The following is a 9,258-nucleotide window of genomic DNA, read 5'->3' as shown; positions in this document are numbered from 1 at the left end:
GCTTATAATCTGGTGAGATATCAGATGATTAAAATGGCGGAACATCTGAAAGGTTACTGGCCGAATCAACTGAGTTTCTCAGAATCATGCGGAATGGTGATGAGAATGCTGATGACATTGCAGGGCGCTTCACCGGGACGTATACCGGAGCTGATGCGCGATCTTGCAAGTATGGGACAACTTGTGAAATTACCGACGAGAAGGGGAAGGGCCTTCCGAGAGTGGTAAAGGAGAGGCCCTGGAAATACCCCACAGCCCCGAAAAAGAGCCAGTCAGTTGCTTAACTGACTGGCATTACACCGAAAAGGTGGCGTTTGTGCAGAGGGACTAGTGCCGGGTGCGGCGTAACGCCTGATCCGGCCTACCGATTAATCGTCCAGGAAGCTACGCAACACTTCAGAACGGCTCGGGTGACGCAGTTTGCGCAGCGCCTTCGCTTCGATCTGACGGATACGTTCGCGGGTAACGTCGAACTGTTTACCCACTTCTTCCAGCGTGTGGTCGGTGTTCATATCGATACCGAAACGCATACGCAGAACTTTCGCTTCACGCGCGGTCAGGCCAGCCAGCACGTCGTGCGTTGCCGCACGCAGGCTTTCGGTGGTCGCAGAATCCAGCGGCAGCTCGAGGGTGGTATCCTCGATGAAATCCCCCAGATGCGAATCTTCATCATCACCGATCGGCGTTTCCATGGAGATTGGCTCTTTGGCGATCTTCAGCACTTTGCGGATCTTGTCTTCCGGCATCAGCATACGTTCAGCCAGTTCTTCCGGCGTCGGTTCACGGCCCATCTCTTGCAGCATCTGGCGAGAAATACGGTTGAGTTTGTTGATAGTCTCAATCATATGCACCGGAATACGGATGGTGCGCGCCTGATCCGCGATAGAACGGGTGATCGCCTGACGGATCCACCAGGTTGCGTAGGTGGAGAACTTGTAACCACGGCGGTATTCGAATTTATCAACCGCTTTCATCAGACCGATGTTGCCTTCCTGAATCAGGTCAAGGAACTGCAAGCCACGGTTGGTGTATTTCTTGGCGATAGAAATAACCAGACGTAAGTTCGCTTCAACCATCTCTTTCTTCGCACGGCGGGCTTTCGCTTCACCGATGGACATACGACGGTTGATATCTTTAACCTGCTCGATGGTCAGGCCGGTTTCTTCTTCAATCTGCTGCAGTTTCTGCAGGGCGCGATGCACTTCTTCAGAGACATCGTGCAGTTTTTCCGACCACGGCTTGTTCATCGCAATTGCCGCGTTGAACCAGGTATCGCTGGTTTCGTTGCCGGTAAACAGGGTAATGAAGTTTTTCTTCGGCATTTTGCACTGCTCAACGCAGAGCTTCATGATCAGACGTTCTTGCGTACGAACGCGGTCCATCATGACGCGCATGCTGTTGACCAGGTAGTCAAACTGCTTCGGCACCAGGCGGAACTGTTTGAATACTTCAGACAGTTTCAGGATCTCTTCCTGAGCGGCAGCGTGACTGCGACCTTTCGCTTTGATGGTGTCACGCGTTACAACGTACTGAGCGCGTAGTTCCGCAAATTTTTCGCGAGCCAGTTCCGGGTCGATGCTGTTGTCATCATCGGCGCTGTCGTCATCGCCATCTTCTTCGTCTTCATCTTCGTCATCGTCCAGATCTTCCTGGGAAAGCTCAGAACCGACGTGAGTGGCGGTAGGTGCCAGATCTTCTTCTGCGTTCGGGTCAACAAAGCCGGTGATCAGATCGGACAGACGCGCTTCTTCTGCTTCAACACGATCGTACTGTTCCAGCAGATAGGTGATCGCTTCCGGATATTCAGCAACGGAGCATTGAACCTGGTTGATCCCGTCTTCAATACGCTTAGCGATGTCAATTTCGCCTTCGCGGGTCAACAGTTCAACGGTGCCCATTTCACGCATGTACATGCGTACCGGGTCAGTCGTGCGCCCGATTTCAGATTCCACGCTGGAAAGCACCTGCGCGGCGGCTTCGGCAGCATCTTCGTCCGCGGTGTTTTCAGCCAGCATCAGATCATCGGCATCCGGTGCTTCTTCCATCACCTGAATGCCCATGTCGTTGATCATTTGGATGATGTCTTCGATCTGATCTGAATCGACGATATCTTCCGGCAGATGGTCATTGACCTCGGCATAGGTCAGATAGCCTTGCTCCTTACCACGGGTGACAAGAAGTTTCAGCTGTGACTGCGGGTTTTGCTCCATAAGACGGTATCCACACTTATTTCATGAGGTTGGTGTTGGGCGATTGACCCGATGTCCTTCAGCCGTTAACGCTGAAATCCAACGGTTGTTTACCGCCAACGATAATTACGAGGGCGTACTTATATATTTGCCGCTGCCTCTCAGTGCGGCTGTCGGGGGCTTCCCGATCGCTCTTCGGCACTTAAGCCGTTAAATCACTTTTTCGCCAGCTCCTGGTTTAATGTCCAGAGCTCCAGGCGTTCTTCGTTGCTTAAACCATGCGTGCGCTCACGAGCGATTAACTCTTCCTGGCGCAGTTCAAGCAGCGAATCAAACATATGGTTGAGTGAGTCGGTGAAGGTTTGCTCAGCAATATTCTTATCTGCTATATCGTCCCACATCGACAGTTTTTCAAGGGTGGCAGCATTATTTGTACCACGATAGTGCTCTAAAAGTTGCCCGGTGGTCAGACCTGGCTGGGAGAGACAAGTGTTGACCAGTTCTCTGAATAAGCCAAGTCCAGGGAGCTTATTTTCATCCAGATTCTCAAGCGGCGGGACCAACGTCGCTAATTCTGGATTTTGCACCAGCAACCCTATAAGTATACGCATGGTCGTGCGTTTTAGCTGCGGAACAGGGCGAGAAACGCCGCTCTCTGCCGCTTTTGGCATTAATCGTTCAAGCTGGCTGTCATCAAGTATGCCTAATTTGTTGCCTAATTCCTGACGAAGATATATTCGCAGCGTTTCGCCCGGCACTTGCGATATCAATGGCAGTGCCAGCGTACTCAAACGTGCGCGCCCGTCAGGGGTACTCAGATCAACTTGCGGCATCAGGCTGTTAAACAGAAATGCGGAGAGTGGCATCGCCTGCTCCATCCGCGCTTCAAACGCTTCTTTACCTTCTTTTCGTACCAGCGTGTCAGGGTCTTCGCCATCCGGCAAAAACATAAAGCGTAGCTGACGGCCGTCTGTCATGTAAGGCAGCGCCGTTTCCAGCGCTCGCCATGCGGCATCACGGCCTGCACGGTCGCCGTCATAACAGCAAATGACATTGTTGGTCGCGCGGAACAACAGTTGTATGTGATCGGCGGTGGTTGACGTACCTAACGACGCAACGGCGTAATTAATGCCGTATTGCGCCAGCGCCACCACGTCCATATAGCCTTCGACCACAAGCAGACGATTGGGTTCAGCGTTATCCTGCTGCGCTTCATAAAGACCGTAAAGCTGGCGGCCTTTATGGAAAATGTCTGTTTCCGGCGAGTTCAGGTATTTGGGGGTATCGTTGCCCAGCACGCGCCCGCCAAAACCAATCACCCGACCGCGTTTATCGCGAATGGGGAACATCACCGCTCGCGGAAACGATCGTAACTGCGTCCCTGATCGTTAGTGACCAACATCCCCGCATCAATCAATGACTGGCGATTTTCTGGATTGCCGCCAAACCGCTTCAGGACGTTGTCCCAGCCGGGGGGCGCAAAACCAATCGCAAAGCGAGCGATAACCTCGTGGCTTAATCCGCGTTTTTCCAGATACTGGCGCGCAGACGTGGCAACAGGTTGTTGTAAAGATTGTTGGTAAAACGTATTCAGACCGTCCATCAACTGATAAAGCGTTTGCCTCTGATGGCGCTCGATCTGGCTGGGGCCGCTGCCTGCTTCAAATGGCACTTCAAGATTGTGCATTGCTGCCAGCTCTTCGACCGTTTCGACGAACTCAAGCTTGTCGTAGTTCATCAGGAAGTCGATCGCGTTGCCGTGCGCGCCACATCCAAAGCAGTGGTAAAACTGTTTCTCACCGTTAACGGTGAATGACGGGGTTTTCTCGTTGTGGAATGGACAACACGCGTGGAAATTCTTGCCCTGCTTTTTCAGCTTCACACGGGCATCGATCAGATCGACGATGTCAGTGCGTGCCAGTAGATCATTAATGAATACGCGTGGGATTCGTCCAGCCATAGGCCCCGATTTTTAGCAATTCATAAACGAAAATAAGCCGCGCATTCCTTTCGGAAGCACGGCCTTACAACTACAACTCGGTCTGATCGGAGAGCAACGCTCTCGGGGAATTAGTACAGACGAGTGCGGCGTGCGTTTTCGCGAGCCAGTTTCTTCGCGTGACGTTTCACTGCAGAAGCTTTAGCGCGCTTACGTTCGGTAGTCGGTTTTTCATAGAACTCACGACGACGAACTTCCGCCAGAACACCTGCTTTTTCGCAGGAACGCTTGAAGCGACGCAGAGCTACGTCGAACGGCTCGTTTTCACGTACTTTAATTACCGGCATGTGCCTCTCACCTTTGATTAATTCGGTTTGCCGCTGGCATCAACGCCAGCTTATTTCAAAATGGTGCGGAATTTTACTGCAATTGCTGCTGCTTTGTAAAGCACCGCGGCCTTTTTGAAAGGGACTTTTATAAGGGTGAGGAGTATACACGAGGCTTTCTCCAGGGGCGAACAAAGTTTTACATCAACCCGCATTGGTCCTACACTGCGCGGTAATAAAGCGAGGTAAAACAAGTCATGCGTGTACTGGGTATTGAAACTTCCTGCGATGAAACCGGCATCGCCATTTACGACGATGAAAAAGGTTTGTTAGCCAACCAATTGTATAGTCAGGTGAAATTGCACGCTGACTACGGCGGCGTCGTGCCTGAACTGGCCTCCCGCGATCACGTGCGCAAAACCGTACCGTTGATCCAGGCGGCGCTAAAGGAGTCTGGCTTAACGGCAAAAGACATTGATGCTGTGGCCTATACCGCAGGCCCTGGATTAGTCGGCGCACTGCTGGTTGGCGCAACCGTGGGGCGTTCTCTGGCGTTTGCCTGGAACGTTCCGGCAATCCCGGTACACCATATGGAAGGGCATCTGTTAGCGCCGATGCTGGAAGATAACCCGCCGGAATTTCCGTTTGTCGCGCTGCTGGTGTCCGGCGGTCATACGCAGTTAATCAGCGTGACTGGCATTGGTCAGTACGAGCTGCTCGGCGAGTCTATCGATGATGCCGCCGGTGAAGCGTTTGATAAAACCGCGAAGCTGCTGGGGCTGGATTATCCTGGCGGACCGTTACTGTCGAAAATGGCGGCTCAGGGTACTGCCGGGCGCTTTGTTTTCCCGCGTCCGATGACCGACCGTCCGGGGCTGGATTTCAGCTTTTCTGGTCTGAAAACCTTTGCGGCGAACACGATTCGTGACAACGGCACCGACGACCAGACGCGTGCTGATATCGCCCGCGCCTTTGAAGATGCGGTGGTCGATACGTTGATGATTAAGTGTAAGCGAGCGTTGGATCAGACGGGCTTTAAGCGACTGGTCATGGCGGGCGGCGTGAGTGCTAACCGCACGTTACGGGCGAAGCTGGCGGAAATGATGAAAAAACGCCGCGGCGAAGTGTTCTACGCGCGTCCGGAGTTTTGTACTGATAACGGCGCGATGATCGCCTATGCCGGAATGGTGCGGTTTAAAGCAGGCGCGACGGCGGATCTCGGCGTTAGCGTGCGTCCGCGCTGGCCGCTGGCGGAGTTACCGGCTGCGTAAAACTATTGGGTGCCGGAGAGCAATTTCCGGCACCGTCCTCACTTAAAGCAACACCACGGGCATCCACAGTAAGCCGGTAATCACCAGCAACACGAGGAATATCAGCCCAAAAATCGCCCCCAGTCGCCAGTAATCCGCCGTTGGCAGATAACCACTACCGTAGTAAATCGGACTGGGTCCGGTGGCGTATGGTGTAAGAATGCTCCCCAGACCAATTGCCGCGCCAACCATTAGGCAGAACACCGGCAGCGGGATTTCCGGCATCGCCAGCGCAGCGGCAATCATCATCGGTGCGAGGGCGGAGGTATACGCCGTGGCGCTGGCGAAAAAGTAGCGCAGCAGATAAAACACCACAATCAACGCCACCATCACCATCGTTGGCGAATAACCGCTTAAGCTGCCTGCTAACAGTTTGCCAAACCAGCTAATAAAACCAGTGTTGTTGAGTCCGGTAGCGAGGGTGATAAGCGAGGCCAGCCAGAAGAAAACGTTCCACGCCGCTTTATTACTGACAATGTCGTCCCAACTGATAATGTGCAGAAGCAGCATCAGTGCCACCACGCTGTAACCGACCATCGCGGCATCGATATAATCACCGCCGAAAATCCACAGCACCAGCGCGCCTACCATCAGCCCCAGCATCCGTTTTTCACGCGAACAGAGCGGGCCCATTGCCTGCAGTTCCGTCTCTGCCCAGCGCGGCACCTGATCGCCAGACTTCAGTACCGGCGGGTACAGCACATAAGCCAGCCAGGGAACCAGCAGCACCAGCAAAATACTGAGCGGCAACATCCCGAGGAACCAGTCGCCCCAACTCAGCGTGGCGTGAGATGCGCTTTTCATCAGTCCAATTAACAGCAAGTTTGGTGCCATCGCCGTCAAGAAAATGGCGCTGGTCACGCAGTCGGCAACAATCCCCATCCACATGATGTACGAGCCAATGCTGCGCGAACTGCTGTCGTTTGGTTGTGATTGATAGAGCGGTGGCAGGTTACGGATGATGGGATAGATAATCCCCGCACCACGCGCCGAGTTGGACGGTGTTACAGGTGCGAGGATCAGCTCGGAGAACATCACCGCATAGCCGAGAAACAGCGTGCGATGTCCCATCTTTTTCACCAGAATCAGCGCAATGCGGCGTCCAAGCCCGGTTTTTTCATAGCCTGTGCCAAACATAAAGGCGGCGAAAATGAGCCAGATAACCGAATTAGAAAAACCAAAAACTGCCCAGGAGAGGGATTTGGCGGTGAACTTAAAGCCTGGCTGGGCGAGCTGTTCGGGGCTGAACAGCAGCCAGGGAGAGAGTATGGCGATGATGGAGATACCCACCATCGCCACCACGGCACCCGGCACGGGTTCGAGGATCAGTCCAACGATCACGCCAGTAAAAACGGCAAAGTAGAGCCAGGTATGACTCTCCAGCCCTGCGGGAACCGGAATTAGAGCAATAATGGCGATGACCGCCAGCGGCGCAAGGTATCGCCACCATTCAGTGGAAGGTTTCATCGTGTTATGCCTGCGAAAAAGGAGAGGGGGCGAGCCTCTCCGGGAGGGTTATTTGATGTAATGGACGTGCTCGCAGATCTCTTCCACGATGGGATCGCGGCGTTCGGCGAACAGCTTTTTGTTTTCGGCTATCAGATTGTTGCCGTGGGTATCAATAGAGACAATCAGCGGGCCGAACTCTTTGCCCCGGCAGACCCACAGCGACTCCGGCATTCCGAGCTCTGTCCAGTGCACTTCTTCAATCTCTTCCACCTGGGTTGCCGCCAGCACCGCGCAGCCTGCCGGGAAAATCACATGTAGCGCCTTGAATTTCTGGCAGCCTTCTTCGGTCAGCGGCCCCATTCCGCCTTTGCCAACCACCAGTTTCACGCCGGTCTGCTCGATAAATTCACGTTCAAAACTTTCCATACGCATACTGGTTGTCGGGCCAACGGAAACCATCTCCCATTTATCGCCGTTTTTGCGCACGATGGGGCCAGCGTGGAAAATCGCTTTGCCGTTGAGATCGTAAGGGATCGGACGTTTCAGTTCGATCAAGCGGCGGTGACAAACGTCACGGCAGGTCACCAGCGTACCGGTCAGGTAGATCACATCGCCGACGCGAATATCTTGCAGATCTTCAGCTTTGATCGGGGTTGTCAGGATCTTTTTCATAACGCGCTCCGGGTGTGAGACAGATTTTCAAAGGTGAGATCGGCATGAACCAGCAGTGTGCCGCGACGATGCGCCCAGCAGCCGGTAGAGACAGCAACGCCGATGGTTGACGGATGGCGGGCGGCAGATTCGATATGTACGCCCATCACTGAACTGTTGCCAGTCAGCCCTTGTGGACCAATCCCCAGACGGTTGAGTCCTTCTTCCAGGCGTAGCTCCAGTTCTGCCGCTTTTGGATTGGGATGGCGGCTGCCAATCGGGCGCAAAATGGCTTTACGCGAGAGTACGGCGGCGGTTTCCACCGAGGTGGCGATGCCCACGCCCACCAGTACCGGTGGACAGGCGTTTACGGCGAGGGTGGAGATATTTTCGAAGACGAATTTCACCACGCCTTCGTAGCCTTCTGACGGCATTAACACTTTCGAGCGGCCAGGTAGCGTGCAGCCGCCACCTGCCATGTAAACTTCGATTTCCGCATCGTCATTGTCGGGGATGATGTCCCAGGTGACCCACGGTACGCCGCTACCGGTATTTTTGCCGGTGTTTACTTCGTCAAAAATTTCTACCGCATTGTGACGTAGTGGCGCTTTGACGTTGCCTCTTCCACGGCTTGTTTGAGTATGCTTTGCAGCTCGCCAAGCAGTGGGAAGCGGGAACCGACTTTAACGAAGAACATAATCTCCCCGGTGTCCTGACAGGCAGGACGATTCAGGTCAATCGCTTTTTGCATGTTGTCGAACATCGTATGGTAGATAATTTTCCCCATCGACGACGTTTCGGCATCCTTTAGCTGTTTTAGTTTATCCACCACGTCATCAGGCATTCGGGTAGAAATCATGGCGGTAAAGTTAGCGACAATCTCTGTCAACTTATTCACTGCCTGTTGCTTATTACTTTCGCTCATCATGGCAACTCCAGTTTTTGTATTTGTCTGGAAAAATTCACCGCCATAAACTACCACTAAAAATGTGGTTTTATATTTTTTGCCACCGTGAATATGTAATTAACAGTTCGTGAATCAACGCGAAAATAAGAATGAATATTGCGCCAGAGCAGGGAATGGCAATGTTTTGCGAAATACACTGCGCTTATCACAACTGCGGATAATTAACGATGCTGAATAGCTGGCCTTTAGCCAAAGACTTGCAGGTACGGTAATGCTGCCAACTTACTGATTTAGTGTATGATGGTGATTTTAAGGTGCTTGCGTGGCTTCCATTTCCATCAGATGTCCTTCCTGCTCCGCTACTGAAGGCGTGGTGCGTAACGGCAAAAGCACTGCCGGACATCAGCGCTATCTCTGCTCTCATTGCCGTAAAACATGGCAACTACAGTTCACTTACACCGCCTCTCAGCCCGGTACGCACCAGAAA

At 53.2% G+C, this 9,258-nt stretch carries 6 protein-coding genes and 3 pseudogenes; 3 read left to right on the top strand and 6 right to left on the bottom strand.

Annotation, left to right across the window (positions count from 1 at the left end; genetic code table 11):
* Nucleotides 1-284 (top strand): annotated as a pseudogene (locus BHE85_RS05845) (IS4 family transposase); the annotation flags it as partial.
* Nucleotides 285-368: 84 nt separating this feature from the next.
* On the opposite strand, the gene rpoD reads toward BHE85_RS05845, so the two are convergent.
* From rpoD to rpsU, 3 genes and pseudogenes are all read right to left on the bottom strand, one after another.
* Nucleotides 369-2,210, bottom strand: coding sequence for an RNA polymerase sigma factor RpoD (rpoD, locus tag BHE85_RS05840; protein ID WP_000437371.1), 1,842 nt, complete (start codon nt 2,208-2,210; stop codon nt 369-371).
* Between the two features lie 197 nt (nt 2,211-2,407).
* Nucleotides 2,408-4,071 (bottom strand): annotated as a pseudogene (locus BHE85_RS28190) (CHC2 zinc finger domain-containing protein); the annotation flags it as partial.
* 188 nt (nt 4,072-4,259) lie between these two features.
* Nucleotides 4,260-4,475, bottom strand: coding sequence for a 30S ribosomal protein S21 (rpsU, locus tag BHE85_RS05830; RefSeq protein WP_001144069.1), 216 nt, complete (start codon nt 4,473-4,475; stop codon nt 4,260-4,262).
* A gap of 236 nt (nt 4,476-4,711) precedes the next feature.
* Here rpsU and tsaD point away from each other — a divergent pair, with 236 nt between their 5' ends.
* Complete coding sequence (gene tsaD / locus BHE85_RS05825) at nt 4,712-5,725, top strand: tRNA (adenosine(37)-N6)-threonylcarbamoyltransferase complex transferase subunit TsaD (protein WP_001264365.1); 1,014 nt, start codon at nt 4,712-4,714, stop codon at nt 5,723-5,725.
* 42 nt (nt 5,726-5,767) lie between these two features.
* Here the strand turns inward: tsaD and ttdT are convergent, their stop codons facing one another.
* The 3 genes and pseudogenes from ttdT to ttdA all read right to left on the bottom strand — a co-directional run bounded on the left by ttdT (nt 5,768) and on the right by ttdA (nt 8,792).
* The gene (gene ttdT, locus BHE85_RS05820) at nt 5,768-7,231 is read right to left on the bottom strand and encodes an L-tartrate/succinate antiporter (RefSeq protein ID WP_039064253.1); all 1,464 of its coding nucleotides are present in this window, start codon (nt 7,229-7,231) and stop codon (nt 5,768-5,770) included.
* 48 nt (nt 7,232-7,279) lie between these two features.
* Nucleotides 7,280-7,885 (bottom strand): L(+)-tartrate dehydratase subunit beta, encoded by a 606-nt coding sequence (ttdB, locus tag BHE85_RS05815; protein ID WP_000722955.1) that lies wholly within the window; start codon nt 7,883-7,885, stop codon nt 7,280-7,282.
* A pseudogene (gene ttdA, locus BHE85_RS05810) lies at nt 7,882-8,792 on the bottom strand (L(+)-tartrate dehydratase subunit alpha). Before ttdA ends, ttdB begins: the two are co-directional and overlap by 4 nt.
* Nucleotides 8,793-9,093: 301 nt before the next feature.
* Here ttdA and BHE85_RS05805 point away from each other — a divergent pair.
* On the top strand, nt 9,094-9,258 hold a 165-nt coding region (locus BHE85_RS05805), incomplete at its 3' end, for an IS1 family transposase (RefSeq protein WP_047664789.1).

The sequence above is a fragment of the Shigella sp. FC1567 genome (assembly GCF_001743015.1).
GTDB classification, from domain to species: Bacteria; Pseudomonadota; Gammaproteobacteria; order Enterobacterales; family Enterobacteriaceae; genus Escherichia; species Escherichia coli.
Note: the sequence above shows the minus strand (reverse complement) of the source record. Positions and strands in the feature narration are given on the sequence as shown.

Bases quoted from the DNA above. Each gene is read 5' to 3' on its own strand.
- rpoD (WP_000437371.1), bottom strand. From the start codon at position 2,210: ATGGAGCAAAACCCGCAGTCACAGCTGAAACTTCTTGTCACCCGTGGT.
- rpsU (WP_001144069.1), bottom strand. From the start codon at position 4,475: ATGCCGGTAATTAAAGTACGTGAAAACGAGCCGTTCGACGTAGCTCTG.
- tsaD (WP_001264365.1), top strand. From the start codon at position 4,712: ATGCGTGTACTGGGTATTGAAACTTCCTGCGATGAAACCGGCATCGCC.
- ttdT (WP_039064253.1), bottom strand. From the start codon at position 7,231: ATGAAACCTTCCACTGAATGGTGGCGATACCTTGCGCCGCTGGCGGTC.
- ttdB (WP_000722955.1), bottom strand. From the start codon at position 7,885: ATGAAAAAGATCCTGACAACCCCGATCAAAGCTGAAGATCTGCAAGAT.